The sequence below is a fragment of the Streptococcus fryi genome (genome assembly GCF_053206505.1).
Genome location: NZ_JBRUGW010000003.1, coordinates 22,250 through 43,745 on the forward strand (window position 1 = coordinate 22,250; position 21,496 = coordinate 43,745).

Genomic DNA, 21,496 nt, shown 5'->3' on the forward strand with positions numbered 1-21,496 from the left:
GAACAATTATCATTAGAAAGTGGGAGTTATGTCACAAGGTCAAGAACGTATTTCCAAAGAAAAAAAGCGCTACTTGCTTAAGCGTCTTAAGGCTGAGATTGGTCCTGAAAAATCAAGTCTCTATAAAGGGGCTATCCTTTCTTGGTTACAATTTTTGATGAGGGTTATTTCCTTTTATCTGATTTCACAAGCTATATATATGCTTTATTTAGGACAACAGATATCGATAATGCCATTTATTCTAACGATGACTGTGTTATCACTATCTGGTTATATTTTCTCAATGTTAGCACGCCGTTATCAAGGTTTAGCTTCACAATATGCTCGAAATCAGTTGAAAAAACGGTTTTTTACAACGTTTGAGGCTAACTCAGGTGAGTTTGATGAGCGATTTACAATGGCTGACTTGATGACGGTGGCTTCTCAAGGCATTGATAGTTTGGATACTTATTACCACTATTATCTCTCTATTGCTTTAAGAGTTTATCTCAACTGTACAAGTGTTCTGCTTTTAGTTACCTTTATTTTTCCACTTGGAGGGTTAATTTTTTTACTAAGCTTGCCACTGATTCCTATATCTATTGTCGCTATGCAAAAACGTTCAAAACAGATTATGAATCATTATTGGGCAACTTACATGGATGTTGGTAATTTATTTGTCGATAATTTGCGAGGTTTGAACACCTTGTATACCTATGGTGCTACCGAAACATATGAAAAAACCTTCGCTCAAAAAGCAGAAGAATTTCGTCAATCCACAATGAGTTTATTACGTTTTCAATTAGAAGCAGTCGGTTATATGGATGGTATCATGTACTTAGGTGTTGGCATTTCCGGTTTTTTCGCCGTACTAGCCTTATCAAAAGGGCAGTTAACCTTAGCTGGCATGGTTTTCTTTCTTCTTATTGCGGCAGAATTTTTTGCTCCTATCAGAGAGATGGGATACGGTATGCATTTAGTCATGATGAATACAAAAATGGCTGATAGGATTTACACCTTTTTGGACTCCGTCAATTCCCCTGAAGTATCAAGTCACTATCATGCTTCAGAAGAGATAGGAGATGTCAATACGATAAAGCTTAATGATCTGACTTTTGGCTATGGTGATGCTACTTTGTTCAATCATTTATCAGCGGTTATTCGTAAGGGACAAATGTTTGCAATTGCTGGTGAGAGTGGTTTAGGTAAGACAACTTTAGCAAAGTTGCTCAAGGGCCGTTTACAAGTCGATTCAGGAAGCATTACTTTGGATGAACGTCCGATATCGTCATTCTCATTAAAAAGTCTGGAAGAAAACATTGTTTTAGTATCTCCAGAGAGTTATCTGTTTAACCAATCCATTTACGATAACCTCATTTTAGGTCAAAAGCGTTCCAAAAGTGAAGTGTTGTCATGGCTTGATAGATATCACTTGTTAAGTTTTATAACAGACCTCCCAGAAGGTTTAGATACAAAAGTGGGTGAAAATGGCTCTCTCTTATCGCCTGGTCAACGTCAACAGATTATTCTAGCAAGAGCCTTATTGGCTAAAAGACCAGTTTATATCTTTGATGAGATGACATCTAGTGTCGATGGCGAAAATGAAATCGTTCTTTTTAATGCTATTAAAGAAATATCTTCTGAAGCAATAGTTATTTTTATTTCTCATAAGATGAAGCAGGTGTTAAAAGCTGACCAAGTGATTTTCCTTGATCAGAATCATCAGGTTCATATCGGTAATCCGAATGATTTATTGACGACTAATCAGGCATTTGCAACCTTAGTTAATACTCAAAAGGAATTGGAGGAACTGTTACATGAATCATAGTTTGACGACATGGCAATTAGCAAAAACCATGACTAAATCAGTAAGACATCTCATTCCTCATATTTTGATTGCGGTGAGTTTTGCTGTGATGGGCTTTTTAGTGACCCTACTCATTCCTGCTTTACTTGTTCATCTCGCGTGGCAAGCACTAGAAGGTGAAACAATTGCTTGGTATTACTTGGGTACTTTGATATTGCTTGCCTTATCACGTGGATTATTTAGATACGGTGAACATTATTTTGGTCACTATGTTGCCTTTAGAACGTTGGCAGATTTTAGAAAAGCGGTTTTTACTAAATTAGTCAAGTTAACACCTGCAAAATTAGACAGACAAGATAGCGGTCATTTACTTAAGATGATTGGTGAGGATATTGAAGCTATGGAGGTTTTCTTTGCCCATACCCTGCCTCCCATTCTGACAGCTACGACAACAACACTGATATTGATGGTTTATTACCTTCGTTTATCTGGTTTTATTGCGCTAGTTGCTTTTTTGACTTATTTAGGACTAGCAGTTATCCTACCGAAAGTATTTGCAGAACGATTGCAACCGTTGCTAAAAAGGCAAACAGAAAAAAGACGCGATTATTTGTCTCTTTTTTCGGATAGCTTGAAAGGTATGAAAGAATTACTGCAATTTAATCAAGCCAAAGCTTACTTTGAACAATTAGAGGATAAAAGCCAATCCGTGAACGCTATCGAGCAAAAGGTAGCAGTGGCTAATCATAATCAATTAACAGCGACGTTCTTTTTAGTTGGTCTATCTATCATGACGGTTACTAGCCTTGCCTTCTGGCATTATCAAGAAAACCAAATCAGTCTGCTAGACATGACGACAGTGATTATTGTTTTTAGCACCTCTTTTGCACCGTATTTGGAGTTGAGTCGTCTTCCTTTAGGATTTAAACGTGCCATCAATGCAGCCAATCAAGTATACACCTTGTTAGAGGAGCCAGAGCTTGATCGTTCTGGAGCTCAATTACAGGAACCTATTGAGGATATTGTTTTTAATAACGTTTCGTTTAGCTATGATAACCGTTCACATCTGATTTACGATAATGTGAGTGTGCGTTTTGATAAAAATAAAATCATTGGCTTAGTTGGACCATCTGGTTCTGGTAAAAGTAGTTTAATGAAACTAATCATGCGTTGGTACAATGTCAATCATGGTGAAGTTTTCCTCAATAATACCACAATCAATGGTTTCTCTGGTCACTCTGTTCAAGAACAAATTGCCTATATCCCGCAACACCCACAACTCTTTTCACAAACCTTAAGAGAAAATCTGTTGTTAGGAAAAACTGGAATTAGTGATGATGAGATTTTAGATGCATCTGCAAAGTGTCGTATAAAAGATAGAATACTTTCACTACCTGATGGACTTGATACTCGAATTAAGACCGAACACCCCTTATTTTCAGCAGGAGAAATGCAGCGGTTGGAATTGACACGAGCGCTACTAAAGAAAGCAGAATGTTATATTTTTGATGAACCGACGAGTCATTTGGACTCTCTGAATGAGGCTTCGTTCTTACAAGTTATTCGTGAGCATTGTAAGGGTTATGTTTTCTTGATTTCTCATCGTGATAGTACGGTATCTAGTGCTGATGAGATTTATAGAGTTGACAATAAACGTCTTATCAAAATCAAATAATCAATAATAAGGATATGCATTATGAAACAATTAACAATTAAAGATTTAATGACTATTGGTGTTTATGCCGCTCTTTACTTTCTTTTTGTAGGTCTCGGTACTCTGCTAGGTGTATTGCTCATACATTCTGGTAATATGATGTATGCCCCAGTATTTGCTGCCTTGTTAAATGGAACGGTTTATATGCTCTTGATTGCTAAAGTGAGAAAATTCGGAGCCATTTTTTTGGTAGGCTCAGTTATGGCTATTTTCTTCTTTTTATCTGGTCATTTTATTCTGTCGTTTGTGCCAAGCCTACTGTTTGGTTTCCTAGGTGATATGATTGCTAAGATTGGTGATTATAAAAAAGCTTCTATAAACCTATTATCCTATATCGTTTTTTCATTTGGTAATTTAGGTCCTATTATTCTTATGTGGTTTATGAGAGAAGCTTATATCAATCGCTTATTAGAAAAAGGCAAAGACATGACTTATATTTCAACTGTTATGGTTGATTTCACACTTGGTAATGTATTATGGCTATTTAGTTTAATCGCTCTTGCAGGCCTAGTTGGCGGTTTGTTTGGACAGTTTTTGGTCAAAAAACATTTTGCAAAAGCTGGAATGGTTAGCTTATGAGTGTCCTTGATGTTAGAACTAAAGTCCTCTTGCTCTGTTTTGCTAATTACCTCTTGATGACGAGAGCTATGGCTTTTTATGAATTGGGATTTGTAGGGCTATTGATTTTACTATTTGTGGTTTCAGGGAAAACTAAAAAAGGAATCCTTTATTCCATCCTGTTTAGTGTCTTATGGTTGCTTGATACTTATGTCGTATCATCTCTGTCTGGGAAATGGGTTACCTTACTGTCTATGCTAGCTGTAGGTGGTCGATTGATGTTACCTTGTTTTATGGCTGGCAGCTATTTATTAGCAACAACAAGTGTTCATGAATTTATGGTAGGTTTGCGTAAATGGCATTTCCCTGAACCCTTATTATTAGTGTTAGCCGTAATGTTTCGATTTTTGCCAACGATTCCAGAAGATTATAAGCATATTAGACAATCTTTAAAGCTGAGAGGGATTTTTATAAAAGCGAGTGATGTTATCTGTCATCCTATGCAATTTTTTGAATATGTTACAGTTCCCCTTTTGATGAGTGCAACAAGGACAGCTCAGGATTTAACGGTAGCTAGCTTAACTAAATCCATCTCTTCTAATCCTCGAAAAACGTCCTACAAGCATTATCAGATGTCTTGGAGGGATGATCTATTATTAGCTACAATGGGCGTTTGTGTGATTGCTATTCAGTTTGGGGTAACACGTGTATGATTGAGATTCGTTCATTAGCATTTCGTTACCCTCAAGAGGATAAGCCATCGTTGGTGATTGATGAACTGATAGTAACCGAAGGAGAGTGTGTTGTCCTATGTGGTCCATCTGGGTCTGGCAAAACCACCCTTATCCGATTGTTGAATGGCCTTATCCCAGAATATTATGAGGGAAGCTTAGAGGGCTATTGTAGAATTGGAGATACCATGATTGGTGAAAAAGGTGTTGAGGTTTTATCCCAGCAAGTTGGGACAGTTTTTCAAAATCCTGCCACGCAATTTTTTCATAAAATTGTAGAACATGAATTAGTTTTTCCTTGCGAGAATCAGTGTCTTATACAGGAACTCATTCAAAAACGATTGGCTGAAACAACAGCATTCTTCGGTATTGAACATCTTTTACAACGAAATCTCTTAACTGCTTCTGGTGGTGAAAGACAGCGGATTGCAATGGCTACGGCTATGATGCAACGTCCTAGATTACTTGTACTTGATGAGCCGACAGCCAATTTAGATGAACTTGGTATAAAACAAGTAGCTCAGCATATCAAACAACTCAAAAGATTAGGAATTACTGTGATTATCGCAGAACATAGACTGGATTTTTTAAAGGAACTAGCTGACCGTTATCTCTATATTGATAAGGGACGATTGACACATGAATGGTCAAAACAAGAATGGCTATCATTTGACAATCAGACACGTGCTCAATTAGGCTTGAGAAGTCTTAACCAAGAGCAGAAAAAATTAACACAATTCTGTCATGAAGAACAAGGTTTGCTAATCACAACTCTTTCCTTGAGGACTGCTGACAGCTATTTGGGTCAAATCAAACACCTGTTGTTTCCTGCAAATAAAGTTGTCGCTTTAGTTGGTCCAAATGGTTTAGGAAAATCAACTCTGGCACATATCCTATCTGGTTTGGCACACGCAGATGGGACCATTAGTTTATTTAATAGACCTTTATCAGACAAGGATAGATTAAGACATACCAGTTTTGTTATGCAAGATGTTCGTCTGCAATTATTTTCAGAAAGTGTTGATAAGGAAATTAAACTAGGAACGCATAACCATGATGTTCAGGAAGCTAAAACAATAGTAAATACACTTGGTTTGTCGGATTTACTGGACAGACACCCCATGAGTTTATCTGGTGGTGAGCAACAGCGGGTCTTAATTGCAAACAGTTTATTAGCACATAAGTCTATCTATATCTTTGACGAACCAACATCAGGTTTGGATTACCAACAAATGAAACAAGTTGCAAACCTGCTCAAAAAACTCAAAACTAAAGACAGAGTTATTATTGTCATTACACATGACCAAGAGTTAATAGCAGAAGCCTGTGACGCTGTTATCGATTTGAGAGCTGTTTTGGAATAAGGAGACATAAGTATTCTTACTAAGTCATTTCAAAAACTTAAATAATAACCAAAAACGTTTAATTTTAACGCATTTTAGAGTTATTTTAAACTTTTTTATCTGATTAGAAATGTCTTACAAAATTGTAAGGTTGTTCTTGTAAAAAAATGGTAAAATGGTTACATATCTTCATAAAAGATGTTTTTATGTTTTTAAAACAATATCAATTACTTTCTGCTCTATATGTTATACATTTTTGCGACATTATTCTTTTAAATTAAGGAGTTTATCATGACAAAACAAATAGGTTTAACAGGGTTTCAGTTGAAACTAATCGCTTTACTCGGTATGATTTTTGATCATATCAATACGTATTTTGGTTCAGAGCTAGGCTTTCCACTCTGGTTTAGTTGGATTGGACGTTTTGTGGCTCCTATATTCTTGTATATGATGGCAGAAGGCTATCGTTACACTAAGAATAAAAAAGCTTATTTTAACCGTCTATTACTAGGCACTCTCATTATGTACGGTATTAATATCAGTAAAAATCTGATTACTGGTCACTATGTACATCCTGTCACGGGAAATTTTGACCTCTTTTATCTGAGGAGTGGTCATAATATTTTTCAAACCTTGATGTTATTCTTTGTGGTCTTTATCCTTATTGACCGCTTTAAAGTTGAAAAGAAGTTCCGAAAATACAGTGTGATTGTCTGGTTTATCTTATTATTGCCATTCATTATGATGAGCGAAGGTGGGCTTGAATTACTACCTTTAGCGATTGTATTTGCTTGGTTCAAAAATAAAAAATCTTATGTTATCGGCATTTTACTGGTAACCTCATTACTGTGGTTTGTCAAAGCTATTATTGGCTATTATGACTATGGGCATGAGTATCAAACTTTATATCAACACTTGACTTATGATAATCAATTTATGCAGATTATCGCTTTACCAATGATTTGGTTATATAATGGACAAAAAGGTGTTAAGGGGGCTAAATGGGAAAAATATCTTTTCTATTTTGCATATCCAATACATCTTGTTATCATTTATATCATCAGCTCTTTGTTATAATCTCTTCCCCAACCTTTTTATCCAAGAGGTTGGGGTTTTATGATTATAAGCTAACTATGATATAATATGATGTAAGAAGTATAAAGAAAAGGAGCGCTTTATGTCACTGTTTCAGCGAACCATGAAGTTGGTTTTAGCGACGATACTAGCTATATTTGTAGCGGATTTTTTACACTTGACTTATGCGACATCAGCAGGGATAATTGCCTTGCTTAGCATTTTAAATACGAGACGCAGTTCGCTTAAACTCGCTTTTAAGCGTTTCATGTCAACACTTTTAGCATTAGGTTTAGGCTGTTTGATGTTTTTAATTGGTGGTTTTGAATTGTGGTCTCTAGCAGCTTACTTGTTGATTTTTGTTCCGTTATCGTATTATTGGCGTTTAGAAGCTGGAATAGCACCGAGTAGTGTCTTAGTTACTCATCTTTATTTAGATAAATCGATTGATGTCAGCGTGTTACAAAATGAATTACTTCTCTTTGTTATCGGAGCTGGAATGGCTTTGCTGTTTAATAGCTACATGTCATCAAATCAAGCTAAAATAGATTACTACCATGTTCGAGTTGAAAAGGAATTGAAGGATATTATGTTACGCTTTAGCTTGCTTTTGAAAGAAGGTGACGGCTCTAACAATGGTTTCTTAATCAACGAATTTGATAAGACACTCAAAGAAGCAGCTGAGGTTGTTTATCTGGAACGTCATAATCAGGTGTTTAGAACGACAGATTATCATGTTCATTATTTTAGAATGCGAATGGAACAAAACAGGGTGCTTAGACAAATGGCTGAAATTATCAATCGCCTCGCCCTAAAAACGCCTGAAAGTATTATCTTGGCGCAACTCTTTCAAGAAGTCGCTTACGAGCTCAGTCAGGAAAATTCAGGTTTGGAGCAGTTAGAAGCCATTGATGACTTCTTGGTGACATTTAGACAAAGAGAACTGCCAAAGACACGTCAGGAGTTTGAGAATCGAGCTATTTTATTTCAATTGCTAAATGATATGAAACTCTTCATTCAGATGAAGGTTGATTTTTACTGTGATTATCAGATAGAGGAGTAATCACTTATACAAAGTCCAAAGGAGAGACGATGAACCATCATATTACCTGTCCTCATTGTGGGACGGCATTTCAGGTTAATGAAACAGAATATGGCCAGTTGCTATCACAAGTCAGAGGTATTGAATTTGATAAAGAAATTCATGAGCGATTGGCGCGTGAGACAGCTCTATTAGAAGAAAAAGCTAAAAATGATTTGGAGCGTCAACTAGCTGATAAAGATATGGCTATCTTAACCTTACAAGGTCAATTAGACCAATCTACTAATCAAGCACAAGCTGATTTAGCAGTAGCTCTATCTAAAAAAGAGCAGGAACTCACAGCTCTTAAAGCCAAAATGGATAAATTGGCTCTTGAAAAAGATATGGAGTGGCAACATATTCTTGGTAAAGTCGAAAAAGAAAGAGATACTATCAAGACCTCCCTAGCTTTACAGGAACAAAAACAAGCCCTAGAGCTATCAACTGTTAAACAGGAACATGCTTTACAGCTAAAGGCAGCCAATGAACAAGTTGAGTTTTATAAAAATTTCAAGGCTCAGCAATCTACGAAGGCTATCGGTGAAAGTCTAGAATTATACGCTGAAAACGAATTTAACAAGGTCAGACACCTAGCCTTTCCAAATGCCTACTTTGAAAAAGATAATCTTGTATCAAATAGTGGTTCAAAAGGAGATTACATTTACCGTGAAACCGACGACAATGGTATTGAAATCCTTTCAATCATGTTTGAGATGAAAAATGAAGCTGATGAAACCGTCAAAAAACATAAGAACGAGGACTTTTTCAAAGAGTTAGACAAGGATAGACGCGAAAAAAACTGTGAGTACGCGGTTCTAGTCAGCATGTTAGAAACCGATAATGATTATTACAATATCGGTATTGTTGATGTTAGTCACAAATACGATAAAATGTATGTTGTGCGACCTCAGTTTTTCATTCAACTCATCGGTTTACTGCGTAATGCTGCTCTGAATACCTTACAATACAAACAAGAGTTAGCATTGGTGAAAGAGCAAAATATTGACATTACTCATTTTGAAGAAGATTTAGAAGCCTTTAAAAATGCCTTTGCTAAGAACTACCACTCAGCTAGCAATAATTTCCAAAAAGCGATTGATGAGATTGACAAAGCCATTCGTCGTATGGAAGAAGTTAAGAAGTTTTTGACAACTTCTGAAAATCAATTACGTCTTGCCAATAACAAGCTAGATGATGTGTCCGTCAAACGCCTGACACGCAAAAACCCAACCATGAAAGCAAAGTTTGATGCTTTGAAGGAGTCTGAATAAGTCACAGATTTATTTTACATCAGTTAAAATATGCAAAATGTCGGTGCCTATCTTTTTCCATGATTTTATGGTAGAATGAAACGTTAATAAAAATAGAAAGATTTGAGGATAATGAAAGACATTATCCAAAGAGGTATTAGTGCATGTCTCAATCTTATATCAATGTTATTGGTGCTGGTTTGGCTGGCTCAGAAGCAGCTTATCAAATTGCCAAACGTGGTATCCCGGTCAAACTTTATGAAATGCGTGGTGTTAAAGCAACACCACAACATAAAACAAATCAGTTTGCTGAATTAGTTTGTTCCAATTCCCTACGCGGTGATTCATTGACCAATGCCGTAGGGCTATTGAAAGAAGAAATGCGTCGTCTAGATTCAGTTATTATGAAGGCAGCTGAAGCAACTCGTGTTCCTGCCGGTGGCGCACTTGCAGTAGACAGAGAAGGTTTTTCTGAAATGGTAACTGACCTTGTTAGTAATCATCCACTGATTGAAGTGATTCGTGAAGAGATTACTGAAATCCCTCAAGATACGATTACAGTCATTGCAACTGGTCCTCTGACTTCGGATGCTCTAGCAGAAAAAATCCATGCCTTAAATGGTGGTTCGGGCTTTTATTTCTATGATGCAGCAGCTCCTATCATTGACAAATCAAGTATTGATATGTCGAAGGTGTATCTAAAATCCCGCTATGACAAAGGAGAAGCTGCCTATCTCAATTGTCCGATGACCAAGGAAGAATTTATGGCTTTCCATGATGCCTTAACAGAAGCAGAAGAAGCCCCTTTAAACTCCTTTGAAAAAGAGAAATACTTTGAAGGTTGTATGCCGATTGAGGTTATGGCAAAACGAGGGATTAAAACTATGCTTTATGGCCCAATGAAACCTGTTGGTTTGGAGTATCCAGAAGATTATGAAGGTAAACGTGATGGCGATTTTAAAACGCCATACGCTGTTGTGCAACTACGTCAGGATAATGCAGCAGGTAGTTTATTTAATATTGTAGGCTTCCAAACGCATCTGAAATGGGGCGAGCAAAAGCGTGTCTTTTCAATGATTCCAGGTCTTGAAAATGCTGATTTTGTCCGTTATGGTGTCATGCATCGCAACTCTTACATGGATTCACCAAATCTACTGACACAAACTTTCCAATCTAAAGCTAATCCAAATCTCTTTTTCGCTGGTCAAATGACAGGTGTTGAGGGATATGTCGAATCAGCAGCTTCAGGTTTAGTTGCTGGCATCAATGCAGCTAAATTATTTAAACAGGAAGAAGAAGTTGTCTTCCCTGAAACAACAGCTATCGGTAGTTTACCTTACTACGTGACACACGCTGAGAGTAAACATTTCCAGCCGATGAATGTCAACTTTGGCATTATCAAAGAATTAGAAGGCCCACGTATTCGTGATAAAAAAGAACGTTATGAACGTATTGCAGAACGTGCTTTGAGTGATTTGGAGCCATACATTAACATGTAAAGCTATTTTAAGTGATGGAGAAGTGCCTATGATTGATAAAGTGAGTTTACAAAAAAGGATTTCAGACTTGTATAATCGCCATCATCTGACTTTGACCGATGAGTTAAAGGCTATTCTGATTGAAACGGCCAAAGTGATAGATGATAATGGTAATATTCCGTTAGCAGCTATGAAATTAAATACCTTTCTTGTCAGGGAAATCAGATATTATCAACTGGGTATCAATGCTCCAAAAGAATTGATTGACCTGTATCAACTAACTGCTAAATCACCTATTGATGTTTATCTTGGGCGAACAGATTAAAATGCAATTCTAGAGTAAAAATAAATGAAAAGGCTTAAAATCAGGTTTTAACACTGATTCTAAGCCTTTTCACTATTGATGATCATCCTCTGATGGCTGCGTTTGTTTTTGTTTTGGAATAGCTTGCTTGGCAGCGGCTAGGCCATCAGTCATTTTCTGAATGAATGCTTTTGTTTTACGCTCTTGCTCAGCCATTAGCTCTTGGCTGGCTGATAAATTATCTTGATTAATGTAGTATAATTTGATGACGGAACCCTGCTTGAGTTGTCCACTTTTTGGCACCATTGTGATGACCTCATCAGCGGTTTTTGAAGCATATTTCTTATCGGGTTTTAATAAGATAGGCACAACGATAAAACCAAGGTTTTCTAATATTGTTGTCGCTTGTTCGATTGGTAGATGAGTTAAATTTTGAACGGTAATCATTTCTTTTTTCAAGTCGTAGTGTCGTTCGACTGCCTTATCAATAATAGGAGCTGCGTGTCCCGATACTTTATCGACAATATTGACAGCATCTAAAATCCCAAGTACATTTCCTACGGTACCAAGTGCCTTACCTGCTTTTTTAAATAGACCTTTTTTTTGAGTAACCATTTTAATCTCTTTTCTTTTCTGTAATGATTTGATTATAGCAAAAAGGTTTTTCAAACTCCAATGTTTGCTCGTGTTTTTAGTCTTTTTCTTACAAAATTGTAAGGTATTATCTCTATTTTGTAAGATTATAGGTACCCTTTTTGACTTATAATAATAGTACAAGAAAGGAGTTGATGATTATGCGAAAAGCGGCCATCTTTTTATTAAGCATAGGAGTAATATTTTGCCTGTTAGCTTGTCAAAAAAGACAAGACGAAGTCCTTTTTGACGACAACAGCTTTAATACGTTTACATATCAGGGACGTGAATATCTTGTTACAGAAGAAACGATTTCTGAACAATCGCTGACCAGTTCAGAAGTTGCTTTCTGGAAGCTGAAGTTTGTAGATACAGGTCAAGAGAAGGTTTCTATTGCTTATAATGGTTTGATGTGGGATGATCACCACCAGTTAGTGATTGGTATTCAGGATAATTATTATTTAGTTGTTGAGAAATCTCAAGCTAATGGGACAACCACGCTTTATCAACCCACAATGTCGTTAGATAATGCTATTCAACTCTATTAATACATCAATTATAAAAAGGAGCTTCATATGTTTTTAGAAATTAATCATTTGGAAAAAATTTATCGCACTCGTTTTTCAAAAGAGGAAACTCGTGCCTTACAAGATGTGGACTTTAAAGTGGAGAAGGGTGAGTTTATCGCCATCATGGGAGAAAGCGGTTCAGGTAAGACCACGCTTTTGAATATTTTAGCTACGTTAGATAGGCCCACAAATGGTAATGTGGTTTTAGGGGGACAAGATATAACCCAAATTAAGGATGGTCAATTAGCAGATTATCGTTTGCGTAACTTAGGTTTTGTCTTCCAAGACTTTAACCTGTTAGATACTTTGTCCGTCCGTGACAATATTTATTTGCCACTTGTCTTATCGCGTACTGACATTAAGGAGATGGAACAGCGATTAGCTGTTATCGCACCTAAATTGCGTATTTCCGATCTTTTGAAAAAACGTCCTTTTGAATTGTCAGGAGGTCAAAAACAACGGGTTGCGATCGCTCGTAGTCTGATTACACACCCGCAACTTATCCTAGCTGATGAACCAACCGCAGCCCTTGATTACCGCAATTCAGAAGACTTGCTCCATTTGTTTGAGCAAATCAATGACGAAGGGCAAACCATTCTGATGGTAACCCACTCTGCCAATGCTGCCAGTCATGCTAATCGTGTCCTCTTTATCAAAGATGGTCGTATTTTCCATCAGCTTTATCGTGGTAATAAAGCCAATGGTGAATTTAGTAAGGACATTTCTCTGTCTATGGCAGCTCTTCTAGGAGGTGAATAACATGTTTTACCTCAAATTAGCCATCAATAATATCAAAAATTCAATTGGTATTTTTACGCCTTTTATACTATCCAGTTTAGTTCTCTTTATGCTGATTTGTTCTACTCAGCTGATCATGCTGAGCCCTGTTTCTGAAACCATGCAGAGTGGAACAATGACACTAGGCTTAGCTATTACGGTTTTAACGATTTTTGCCTTTATCATGGCGACTTATAGTTATAATTTTTTGATGAAACAACGTAGCAGAGAGTTTGGACTTTATAATATGCTTGGAATGAATAAGAAACAAGTCTCTGTTGTGGCAAGTATTGAGTTAATAATCACCTATATCCTTGTTGTTCTCATCGGCTCCATTTTAAGTGCTGTATTTTCAAATCTTAGCTATCTCTTTTTTATCAAATTAATCCAATTTGATGATCTCAAGTTTACGCTCAATCCTCTAGCCTTTATTTTGACTGCCGTACTTTTTTTAGCGATTTTTGGTTTTTTGCTGATTATTGAAGTTCTCATCATTAGTAAATCGTCACCACTCATTTTATTTAGAAGTCAGGAAAAAGGAGAAAAAGAGCCAAAGGGTAACGTATTTCTTGCCTTGTTAGGCGTTATCTCATTAGGAGCTGGATATGGTCTATCTGTGACTTCACATTATATCCAATCAGCCAGTCTTCTTCTTAGATTTTTTACGGCTGTTATCTTCGTTATTATCGGCACCTATCTCTTTTACATTAGCTTTATTAGTTGGTATTTGAAAAAACGCCGCGCCAACAAGGCTTATTTTTACCAACCAGAGCATTTTATCAGCACTTCACAAATGCTCTTCAGAATGAAGCAAAACGCTGTTGGACTTGCTAATATCACTCTTTTAGCCATTATGAGTTTTGTGACTATCGCAACAACGACCAGTCTATATACGGATATGATAGGTAAAACTGACCAGATTTTTCCAAAGTCAGTCAAAATGGTCTATCGTGGACAAGATATGTCAGCCATTAAGCAAGCTATTGATGAGAGCTTTGTCACTAAGCTTAATCAGTCTTTAGAAGATACCATTAGCTACAAATCATCTCAATTGACCGTAAATGCTCCAACAAATCAACATTGGGAGATTACAGAAGAGAATTTAGCCAACCCTGACTACCCTAATGTTCTTTATACTTATGTTGTCACCCAAGAGGATATGAGACGTCTAGGTAATGATTTGCCTCAGTTGGCGGACAATCAAATTATCTTTTATACACCAGATAACAAGTCTATTACTGACAAGCTGACCTACGTTGGTCAGGACTATGAACTGGTCAGCTATTCTGATAACCTTTATTTCCCTGATTTAATACAAACTTTTGCTGGAACTGTCATTGTTGTGAGTAACGACCAAGTCCTTGAGCATTTTGTAAGTCATACACAAGATAGTCAATATGAGATGACGTTATTTGCAGATGTGACACCAGAGGTCATGCAGACCTTATCAGCAGGTCAAGACGGAGACATTGTCTTAGACACCGATGAGGTTAGTGCTTACTACATGCTACGAGAGAGTTATGAACATGATGTTCTTGGTTTTGTTGGTGGCTTCCTCTTTACTGGTTTCTTACTAGGCATTTCATTCTTACTGGGAGCTGCCTTAATTATCTACTATAAGCAGTACTCAGAAGGGCATGAAGATAAAAAATCCTATAAGATTTTACAAGAAGTAGGCATGTCAGCACAAGCTGTCAAGAAAACCATCAATTCTCAAACCATATTGGTTTTCTTTATGCCACTTGTCATGGCAATTGTGCATTTTCTATTTGCCATTGTCATGTTGCGCCAAATGTTGCTCATGTTTGGAGTGACTAGTGCGACGACAGTTTATACGGTTAGTGCCATTGTGATTGTATTGGTTATCCTTATTTACTATCTCATCTATCGTCTAACCAGTCGCACCTACTTTAAGATTATTGAACGCTAACTTAAGAACTGAGTTCAGATACAACACTTTCAGCGTTTTTCATAACTTTAGGGATCTTTGTTTGTTAAAGGTGTAAAAATACTTTCTAGAACAAGAATTCTTAACTAATCAAGATTTTCAGAGTGTCAGAGATATCGTTTTTATGAGATGACGATCTTTCTGAGACTCTTTTTTGTTTTAGTTTGAGATTGCTATAGTAACATATTTGTATTAAAATAAATCTATGAGAAAAGAAGCTACCATTTTCATTGTCGAAGACGATGAGGTTATTGTTCAACGTTTAAAAAATCATTTGAGTCAACAATATCGTGTGTTTAGTGTTAGCAATCTTAGGTCTGTCACACAGGAAGTTGATGAGTTACAGCCAGATTTGATTTTAATGGATATCAATCTTCCGTATTTTAATGGCTTTTATTGGACAACTGAAATTCGTAAAACCATGACTATGCCAATTATTTTTATTTCTTCAGCTGACGATGAAATGAATGCTATTATGGCGATGAATATGGGAGGGGATGATTTTATTGCTAAGCCATTCTCTTTGGGATTGTTAGATGCCAAAATTGCTGCCATGTTAAGACGTAGTACGTATTTAATGCAAACACCTAAGTTGGTGGTTGATGATTTTAAGCTTGACTTAGATGGCCACTTTAGTCGAAACGGTGAGCATTTAAAACTAACACCTACAGAGACTAAAATTTTAGCTGTCTTAATTGCAGCTAAAGGAGAAGTAGTGACCAAAGAACTACTCCTTGACAAATTATGGGAAGGAGAAGATTTTATTGATGTCAATACTTTAAATGTGAATATGGCACGTCTTCGTAAAAAAGTGGCTCAACTAGGGTTTGACCGTATTCATACGGTTAGAGGAGTGGGGTATCTTGTGAAATGATCAGAGCTTTTTTTAGAGAATATCGTTTTTGGTATATGATGTACATTATACAAGCTGTAGCATTTTTAATGACTTTCTATCTATACCGATTACCCTTATCTTATTTCACCTATAGTTTTTTAGTATCGTCTGTCCTCATTATCCTTATTAGTATGGTATTGTACTATCGGTTTCAACAGAAGATACACTTGCTCGAAGATTTTTCGTTTAATCCAGATGTGTATCTACTAACAAAACCCAGTGACAAAGCCTACTTAGCAATTATTGATCAAGAAAAAACAGCATTTTCAAAATTGTTGTTAAAAACCAGGCAACGTGAGAATGATCTACAACAGCTAATCAAAATGTGGAGTCATCAGATGAAAATCCCCTTGTCAGCTTTGTCCCTGATGGTACAGACAGATAGTTTGGAAGTATCGGATGTTGCCATACAGGTTCAATCTCTCAACCATCAGCTAAGTAACATGTTAAACTATCTCAAGTTAAGTCATTATGATAGTGATTTTCGATTTGAGAAGGTATCCGTAAAAGCCCTCGTCATTGATATCATAAAAGAATTTAGGGTGCTTTTTTTAAAAAAAGATATACAGGTTTCATTAGATGGGGATTGGACTCTTTTGTCAGATCGTAAATGGCTACGTTTTGCTTTGTCGCAACTATTGGATAACGCGGTGAAATATAGTAAACCGCATGGTCGGATTACAATAACGATGTCTAACGATGGTATATGTATTAAGGATAACGGAATAGGGATATTAGCAGAAGATATTCCTCGTTTATTTGAACAAGGCTTTACAGGTTTTAATGGTCGTGAACACCAAAAAGCAACAGGCTTCGGACTTTACATGACCAAGAGGATTATTGATCAATTAGGTCTTACGATCACCATTACAAGTCAGATAGATGTGGGAACCGAAGTGACGATAGCTTCTTCATTGTCTAAGGCTACTTAAACAATTCTTTTTCTTAAATTTAACCATCTTTTAGCATTCAAGATTTAATGCTATAATAAAATCTATTACATTCACATTAGGAGATTATCGTGAAGACTAAATCTTTACAATTCAAATCGTCATTGGCATACAAAGGTAGAATTATATGGTTGTTTGCGAAATACCAGTTATTAACAAAAGGTGTTTTAACCTTATTAGTTTACCCAATATATTCATTTATCATTAGCTTGTTGTTAAATCAATCAGGTCGTACTGTATTTTCTAGTGGCGATTTCATGAGTTTCTTATTGAGTTTTAATGGGGTTAGCTTATTGATTGTCACCTTAATCTTCATGATGATTTTGTTTGGTTTGGATATTAACAGCTTTATTATTATGTCAGCCTTAATCAAAGAGGGGAAGATTGAGATGACAGCTCGTCACATGATTGCCATTGGAATCAAATCCTTAAGGTATTTTTTCAGCCCGCTTGGCTTACTTGTGATGGTTTATGCTGCTTTGATTTTCCCTTTAATTGGGGTGGGTGTAACCATCTCACCGATGAAGAATTTTCAAATCCCTAACTTTATCACATCTGTTATTTATGCAAGTCCGCTTTATTTTGCTTTATATAATTTGGTATTACTCTTACTAGCTTATATCAGTTATCGTTTTGCTTTCGTTTTTCACTATATTTTGATTTCGGGATATGGCAGTTTTTCGGCTTTGATTGCTTCTTGGAAACTGACTAAGAAGTTTCAGTGGGAGTTTTTGAAGGATTTAGTTCTTGCATTTTTAAAACGGTTAACTTGGCTTTATTTTCCTTTAACAATAATTGTATCCAGTTTAATCTTTTTACTCATACAGTTAAGTGATGGAACAGAACCATCAAGATTTTTACTCTTCTTTATCTTATTAGGCATTTCAGAATTACTAACTTTAATAACATTTATTTTTATGCCTATATTTGTCTTGTCTATAACTGATTTATTTTATAAATACAATCACTTGGAAGGACAAACGATTGAATTACAATTAACCACAAATGCAACATCGTGGTTAGATAATGTTAAACACAAAATTCGCTTGAAAACAAAATTATGGATTCTTCTAGGCATCTTTGTAGCTGTCGTAGTTAATCTAATTGTTTCAGCAATATTAACCGTATTTTTTGATCCTATTTTTAAAACACATCACCCTATTGAAATTGTAGCGCACCGTGCAGGAGGGGACTTGGGAGCGGAAAATACTGTTGAAGGGATTATTGAAGCGGCTAAGGAAGGTGCTTCATGGACCGAAATTGATATCCAGAGAACAAAAGATGGTCGTTATATTTTAAATCATGATAGTAATTTTAGACGTGTTGCTGGAGATTCACGTACCTCTTCAGAAATGACTTTGAAGGAAGTGGAGAAGTTAGAAGTTCGAAATCTTTTTGATCCTAGTAAACCCTCTCAACCTGTACCAACTATCGAAGAAGTCATTAAGGCATCAAAGGGTAAGATCGGTCTTTTTATAGAATTAAAAGGAAAAACAGCCGATAAAAAAATGGTTGATGATATGGTCAAGCTCATCAAAAAAGAAAAATTAGGAGATCAAGCTGTTTTATTATCGCTGGATTATACACTCATTGAATATATTGAAAAAAAATATCCTGAGATCCAATCTGGCTATCTTTATTATTTTGCGATAGGGCAAACGAATCATTTACTTGGTGATTATCTGATTATGGAAGAGCGCGAAGCAACCTCTGATAATATTGATTTATTGAAATCAAGCGGTAAAAAAGTGATTGTTTGGACGGTCAATACACCGGAGTCCATTGGCTCATTTGTTAATTCAAAAGTAGATGGGATAATTACAGATTATGTTTTGGCTGTTAAAGAAGGTATCAAAACACGTGATAAGCGTACTGATCTGGAAATGATATTAGATAAGTTATTTGAGTAATAGATTTATCGTCTTTGATGAGATTAATGATACAGTGTTGGTCGAAAAAATATTTGGCTTCCTTGTCTGTAGCGTTCAGTGTAAGCTGGTGAGCTAAAAATATTAAGCATTATATTTTCTTTATTTGATGTCCTTTGATATAATGAAACAAACAAATGAAAAGAGGGATCGTTATGTCAGAAGAAAAATTAAATGCAACATTAGAGCAAGTTTCAGGTTCTGCTAAAGAATTCGCAGGAAAAGTGCTTGGTGATAAATCACTCGAGGCAGAAGGAACTGTCGAAAAGGCTGTTGGTAAAGCTAAGGAGTTAGCAGAAGATGCTAAAGGTGCTGTTGAGGGTGCTTTAAAAGGCATTCAAAACGCATTTGACAAAAAATAGGCAAATATCTGCATATAATATTGAGTAAGGTTGAATCAAAAGTTCAGCCTTATTTTGTTAGATATAAAAAGAATAAAAAGTCTAATTTTACCCAAATGTTTGCCATTCACCCCTCATTCATACATTTTTCTGGTCCCAACTGATTTTAGCTGTGATATAATGGAATTATGATTGCAATTGAACACATTGAACAACTAAGCAAATCCAAATTAGGTTTAATCACTGTAATTACTGGGGAGGACCAAGGTCAGTACGCTTTGATGCGTCAAACACTAATGACTCAGATTGGTTATGATCCTAGTGATTTGAGCTATTCTTATTTTGATTTGTCAGAAAGTGCTTATGAAGATGCTGAGATGGATTTGGAGAGTTTGCCATTTTTTTCTGATGAGAAAATTGTCATTTTTGACCATTTTTTAGATATTACGACATCAAAAAAAACATATCTCGACGAACATGCTTTAAAACGCTTTGAGGCTTACCTTGATAGCCCGTTAGATACGACCAGACTAATTCTCTTAGCTCCGGGTAAGCTAGATAGTAAGCGTCGAATCGTCAAGCTATTAAAACGTGATGCTCAGATTTTTGAGGCTATGCCACTTAAAGAAGCAGCCTTTAAAACTTACTTTCAAAAGCATGCTCATCAGTTGGGAATGGTCTTTGAATCAGGTGTTTTTGATCAACTTTTGGTGAAAGCGAATTTTGATTTTGGTGAAATGACCAAGAATATTGCATTTTTAAAAGCCTATAAAGCAGATGGTCATATCTCACAAAAAGATATTCAAGAGGCTATTCCACGTACGTTATCAGATAATATTTTTGAGTTGATTCAGCTTGTCTTAAAGCATAGAGTTGATGACGCACGACAACTGATTAAGGATTTACGTTTACAAGGACAAGATGATGTTAAGTTGATAGCTGTTATGTTGGGGCAGTTTAGGTTGTTTTTACAAGTTAAATTGTTAGCTAGCTTAGGCAAATCAGAGGCGCAAATGATTTTTGAATTATCGGATATAACGGGTAAGAAAATAAACCCTTACCAAGTCAAATTTGCACTTAGAGATAGCCGTGTCTTGTCGGTAGATTTCTTGAAAAACAGTATCAAAACCTTAATTGAAACAGATTTTCAAATCAAGACAGGACAATTTGAAAAAGAATATCTTTTTGATTTAGCTTTGTTAAAGATAGCGAGTTTTGAGCAACATTAGCTTGCTTTATAGTGATATAAGCTAATTACTTGTAAGCCAACTTATTTTACGATAAGATAGAGTTATTAAAAGAAAAGAGGTAATAACCAAATGACAATTACGTTACCAGATTTACCATATGCTTATGATGCACTTGAGCCAACGATTGACGCAGAAACAATGCAATTGCACCATGGCAAGCACCATGCGGCTTATGTTGCTAATGTTAATGCGGCTCTTGAGAAACACCCTGAAATTGGTGAAGATTTAGAAGCATTATTGGCTGATGTGACAGCTATTCCAGCTGATATCCGTCAAGCTGTTATCAATAACGGTGGTGGACATCTTAACCACGCGCTTTTCTGGCAGTTAATGACACCAGAAAAAACTGCGCCTTCAGCTGAACTTGCAGCTGCTATTGATGCTAAATTCGGTTCATTTGACGCTTTCCAAGAGGCTTTTGCACAAGCAGCAGCAACTCGTTTTGGTTCAGGTTGGGCATGGTTAGTTGTTAATAAAGAGGGTGAACTTGAAGTTCTTTCAACTGGAAACCAAGATACACCAATCATGGATGGTCATAAACCAATTCTTGGCTTGGACGTTTGGGAACATGCTTACTACTTGAACTACCGCAATGTTCGTCCAAACTATATCAAAGCGTTCTTTGAAGTTATCAACTGGAATAAGGTTGAAGAACTTTACCAAGCAGCTAAATAATAGGTCGTCGAGTTCTTAGGAACTCGTTTTTTAGATGAGGGATAGGTTTAATACCTTAATTTCAAAATCATAAAGTAACCTGTTCCTAATAGGTATAGAAGGGACAGGTTGTTTTTGGTTTTTAAAAGTATCACTACCCCCTCTCTTGAGATGATATCTGACCTTGCCAATGACTTGACTGTTACAAAAAAAGCAGTGTCATTTTACTATT

Annotated in this window: 20 protein-coding genes; 19 read left to right on the forward strand and 1 reads right to left on the reverse strand. The window is 36.2% G+C overall.

Translation table 11 applies throughout. The features are described 5' to 3' along the window. The first annotated feature begins 28 nt into the window (after nt 1-28). The 10 genes from ACVRZH_RS01580 to ACVRZH_RS01625 all read left to right on the forward strand — a co-directional run bounded on the left by ACVRZH_RS01580 (nt 29) and on the right by ACVRZH_RS01625 (nt 11,340). The gene (locus ACVRZH_RS01580) at nt 29-1,807 is read left to right on the forward strand and encodes an ABC transporter ATP-binding protein/permease (RefSeq protein WP_447453572.1); all 1,779 of its coding nucleotides are present in this window, start codon (nt 29-31) and stop codon (nt 1,805-1,807) included. Then, the gene (locus tag ACVRZH_RS01585; protein ID WP_447453573.1) at nt 1,797-3,461 is read left to right on the forward strand and encodes an ABC transporter ATP-binding protein; all 1,665 of its coding nucleotides are present in this window, start codon (nt 1,797-1,799) and stop codon (nt 3,459-3,461) included. The genes ACVRZH_RS01580 and ACVRZH_RS01585 overlap by 11 nt, the downstream gene beginning before the upstream one ends. Before the next feature lie 21 nt (nt 3,462-3,482). Then, nucleotides 3,483-4,079, forward strand: coding sequence for an MptD family putative ECF transporter S component (locus tag ACVRZH_RS01590; protein WP_447453574.1), 597 nt, complete (start codon nt 3,483-3,485; stop codon nt 4,077-4,079). After that, the gene (locus ACVRZH_RS01595; protein WP_447453575.1) at nt 4,076-4,771 is read left to right on the forward strand and encodes an energy-coupling factor transporter transmembrane component T; all 696 of its coding nucleotides are present in this window, start codon (nt 4,076-4,078) and stop codon (nt 4,769-4,771) included. Before ACVRZH_RS01590 ends, ACVRZH_RS01595 begins: the two co-directional genes overlap by 4 nt. Next, a complete protein-coding gene (locus ACVRZH_RS01600) occupies nt 4,768-6,153 on the forward strand; it encodes an ABC transporter ATP-binding protein (protein WP_447453576.1) in 1,386 nt (461 codons plus the stop codon). Before ACVRZH_RS01595 ends, ACVRZH_RS01600 begins: the two co-directional genes overlap by 4 nt. Nucleotides 6,154-6,423: 270 nt before the next feature. Next, nucleotides 6,424-7,209, forward strand: a complete 786-nt coding sequence (locus ACVRZH_RS01605; protein ID WP_447453577.1) for a TraX family protein — start codon at nt 6,424-6,426, stop codon at nt 7,207-7,209. 100 nt (nt 7,210-7,309) lie between these two features. After that, nucleotides 7,310-8,269: an aromatic acid exporter family protein gene (locus ACVRZH_RS01610; RefSeq protein WP_447453578.1), complete on the forward strand. Its 960-nt coding sequence runs from the start codon at nt 7,310-7,312 to the stop codon at nt 8,267-8,269. Nucleotides 8,270-8,298: 29 nt separating this feature from the next. Continuing rightward, nucleotides 8,299-9,558 carry a DUF2130 domain-containing protein gene (locus tag ACVRZH_RS01615; RefSeq protein WP_447453579.1) on the forward strand — a complete coding sequence of 420 codons (1,260 nt, stop codon included), beginning with the start codon at nt 8,299-8,301 and terminating at the stop codon, nt 9,556-9,558. A gap of 143 nt (nt 9,559-9,701) precedes the next feature. Next, on the forward strand, nt 9,702-11,036 hold the full coding sequence (gene trmFO, locus ACVRZH_RS01620) for a methylenetetrahydrofolate--tRNA-(uracil(54)-C(5))-methyltransferase (FADH(2)-oxidizing) TrmFO (protein ID WP_447453580.1): 1,335 nt from the start codon (nt 9,702-9,704) through the stop codon (nt 11,034-11,036). Nucleotides 11,037-11,064: 28 nt separating this feature from the next. Next, on the forward strand, nt 11,065-11,340 hold the full coding sequence (locus ACVRZH_RS01625; RefSeq protein ID WP_447453581.1) for a bacteriocin immunity family protein: 276 nt from the start codon (nt 11,065-11,067) through the stop codon (nt 11,338-11,340). Nucleotides 11,341-11,412: 72 nt separating this feature from the next. On the opposite strand, the gene ACVRZH_RS01630 is transcribed toward ACVRZH_RS01625, so the two are convergent. Continuing rightward, nucleotides 11,413-11,934: a PASTA domain-containing protein gene (locus ACVRZH_RS01630; protein ID WP_447453582.1), complete on the reverse strand. Its 522-nt coding sequence runs from the start codon at nt 11,932-11,934 to the stop codon at nt 11,413-11,415. A 179-nt stretch (nt 11,935-12,113) separates the two neighbouring features. Here ACVRZH_RS01630 and ACVRZH_RS01635 point away from each other — a divergent pair, with 179 nt between their 5' ends. The 9 genes from ACVRZH_RS01635 to ACVRZH_RS01675 all read left to right on the forward strand — a co-directional run bounded on the left by ACVRZH_RS01635 (nt 12,114) and on the right by ACVRZH_RS01675 (nt 21,285). Further along, entirely contained in the window at nt 12,114-12,500 is a 387-nt protein-coding gene (locus ACVRZH_RS01635) for a NisI/SpaI family lantibiotic immunity lipoprotein (RefSeq protein ID WP_447453583.1), read from the forward strand. A gap of 27 nt (nt 12,501-12,527) precedes the next feature. Further along, nucleotides 12,528-13,280 (forward strand): ABC transporter ATP-binding protein, encoded by a 753-nt coding sequence (locus ACVRZH_RS01640; protein WP_447453584.1) that lies wholly within the window; start codon nt 12,528-12,530, stop codon nt 13,278-13,280. Nucleotide 13,281: 1 nt separating this feature from the next. Then, complete coding sequence (locus tag ACVRZH_RS01645) at nt 13,282-15,228, forward strand: FtsX-like permease family protein (RefSeq protein ID WP_447453585.1); 1,947 nt, start codon at nt 13,282-13,284, stop codon at nt 15,226-15,228. Between the two features lie 223 nt (nt 15,229-15,451). Beyond that, complete coding sequence (locus ACVRZH_RS01650) at nt 15,452-16,120, forward strand: response regulator transcription factor (protein WP_447453586.1); 669 nt, start codon at nt 15,452-15,454, stop codon at nt 16,118-16,120. Then, entirely contained in the window at nt 16,117-17,073 is a 957-nt protein-coding gene (locus ACVRZH_RS01655) for a sensor histidine kinase (RefSeq protein ID WP_447453587.1), read from the forward strand. The genes ACVRZH_RS01650 and ACVRZH_RS01655 overlap by 4 nt, the downstream gene beginning before the upstream one ends. 89 nt (nt 17,074-17,162) lie before the next feature. Continuing rightward, nucleotides 17,163-19,001: a glycerophosphodiester phosphodiesterase family protein gene (locus ACVRZH_RS01660; RefSeq protein WP_447453588.1), complete on the forward strand. Its 1,839-nt coding sequence runs from the start codon at nt 17,163-17,165 to the stop codon at nt 18,999-19,001. 173 nt (nt 19,002-19,174) lie between these two features. Next, nucleotides 19,175-19,381, forward strand: a complete 207-nt coding sequence (locus ACVRZH_RS01665) for a CsbD family protein (protein ID WP_447453589.1) — start codon at nt 19,175-19,177, stop codon at nt 19,379-19,381. 167 nt (nt 19,382-19,548) lie between these two features. Further along, nucleotides 19,549-20,589 carry a DNA polymerase III subunit delta gene (holA, locus tag ACVRZH_RS01670; protein ID WP_447453590.1) on the forward strand — a complete coding sequence of 347 codons (1,041 nt, stop codon included), beginning with the start codon at nt 19,549-19,551 and terminating at the stop codon, nt 20,587-20,589. A 90-nt stretch (nt 20,590-20,679) separates the two neighbouring features. Then, a complete protein-coding gene (locus tag ACVRZH_RS01675) occupies nt 20,680-21,285 on the forward strand; it encodes a superoxide dismutase (RefSeq protein WP_447453591.1) in 606 nt (201 codons plus the stop codon). Nucleotides 21,286-21,496: the final 211 nt, after the last annotated feature.